Origin of the sequence: Mesorhizobium sp. M7A.F.Ca.CA.001.08.2.1, from assembly GCF_003998455.1 — a bacterium.
In the GTDB taxonomy this organism is placed as follows: domain Bacteria; phylum Pseudomonadota; class Alphaproteobacteria; order Rhizobiales; family Rhizobiaceae; genus Mesorhizobium; species Mesorhizobium ciceri.
Map to the genome: position 1 here is coordinate 1 of NZ_RZPW01000962.1, position 1,994 is coordinate 1,994.

Genomic DNA, 1,994 nt, shown 5'->3' on the forward strand with positions numbered 1-1,994 from the left:
GTCCGTGTGGACGCCGACGGAAGCGGCTCCGGTTGGCCAAAACTCTATTTCTCCGGAACCGATGCCGCCAATCCAGTCAGCGCCCAGGACCTCTCGATCACCGTCGGCCGGGGCGACCTCAACTTCCAGGGCAATGCGACCGCCGGCGCGGCCACCATCGTCCTGGCGCAGGACGGCTATGGCGGGCTCAATTTCGGCACCGGAACCGATGCCGGCACAGCCAGCATCACCAACCAGGGCGGCGGTTTCATCGCCTTCACGGGGGCAAGCGCGGACCAGGCGACGATCGTCAATGACGGGCTGGGCATACCGTATTATTTCAGCAGGACGACCTTCGACGACGATTATTCGAGCAATGAATTCTCCTCCGCCGGAGACGCCACGATAACCAACAGGAATGGCGGCTCGACCACTTTTTACGGACATTCGGACGGCGGAGCGGCAACGCTGGTCAATGAGGCCGGCGGCACGCTCGATTTCCAGCAGGCATCGCAGGCGGCGCACGCAACCATCCTCAACGGCGCCGGCGGCAGCGTGCTGGTGCGCTTCCGGGACCAGGACTCGGTGCTCGATGTCGGCTCGCTGTCGGGCGATGGGGCCATACAAATCGACGATTCACAGCTGGCGCCACAGCTTTCGCTCGGCTCGCTCGGCCATGACGACGTCATCGGCGGCACCATTTCCGGAAACGGCTCCCTGACAAAGACCGGCACGGGCAAGCTGACGCTCAACGGACAGAACAGCTATGCGGGCCTGACCACGGTCGGCATGGAAACGCTGGTGGTCGGCGACGACGGCCATGGCACAGCGAGCCTCGCCGGCGATGTCACGGTCGATTCCGGCGCGCGCCTTGGCGGCATCGGCACCATTGGCGGCAATGTCACCATCCTCGGCACGCATGGCGTCGGCAATTCCATCGGCGTGCAGACGGTCGGCGGCAACTATGTCAACCACGGCATATTCGAAGTCGAGGCGACCCCGGCCGGCGCCGACAGACTGATCGTCGGCGGCACGGTCGACATATCGGGCGCGACGCTGAACCTGGTCCTGACGCCGGCGACGGCCGAGAGCTGGAACCTGCTCAACGGGCCGTACACGATCATCCAGAACAATGGCGCGGCCGATGTCGCCGGTACCTTCGCCTCCGTCGGCGATCTCAACGACCTTCTCTTCCTCGACCATCTCCTCAACTACCAGGGCGGCGACGGCAACGACATCACCCTCACCCTGGCGCGCAACGACGTCGCGGTCGCCAACGTCGCCACCACCCGCAACCAGGTCGCGACCGCCGGAGCGCTCGATCGGCTCGGCGAAGGCAATGCGCTTGCACGGGCCATGCTGCTGATGACCGACGAGGATGCCGCGCGCCTGGCGCTGGATGCCGCGTCGGGCGAGGTTCATGCGTCGGCCAAGGGGATGCTGATCGAGGACAGCCGCTTCGTCGCCGATGCCGCAACCGCCCGCGTCCGGGCGGCCATGGGCGACGTTGCCGCTCCCGCCATGCCAGTGATGGCTTATGGCGAGGGCGGCCCGGAGCTGGTCGAGGCTGATACCAGCCGTTTCGTCGTGTGGGGGCAAGCTTTCGGCTCCTGGGGCACGGCGAGCGGCGACGGCAATGCCGCCGGCCTCGACCGCTCCACTGGCGGCTTCCTCGCCGGCGGCGACACCGCGATCGGCGAAGCCTGGCGGGTCGGCATGCTGACCGGCTACAGCCACGCCAGTTTCGACGTCGACGATCGTGCCTCGTCCGGCTCCAGCGACAGCTATCAAATCGGCCTTTATGGCGGTGGACAGTGGGACGGCCTGGGCCTGCGCGGCGGCGTCGCCTACAGCTGGAACCGGATCGACACCAGCCGCAACGTCGTCGTTCCAGGCTTCGCCGATGCGCTGACGGCGAAATACGATGCCGGCACCGCGCAGGTCTTCGGCGAGGCCGGCTATCGCGTCGAGACGCGCATGGCTGCCTTCGAGCCCTTCGCCGGTCTCGCCTATGT

General features: G+C 66.7%; 1 protein-coding gene. It reads left to right on the top strand.

The genetic code is table 11. The features are described from left to right. Nucleotides 1–1,994: autotransporter domain-containing protein (locus EN914_RS33525; RefSeq protein WP_127389584.1), on the top strand; the 1,994-nt coding region annotated here is incomplete at both ends.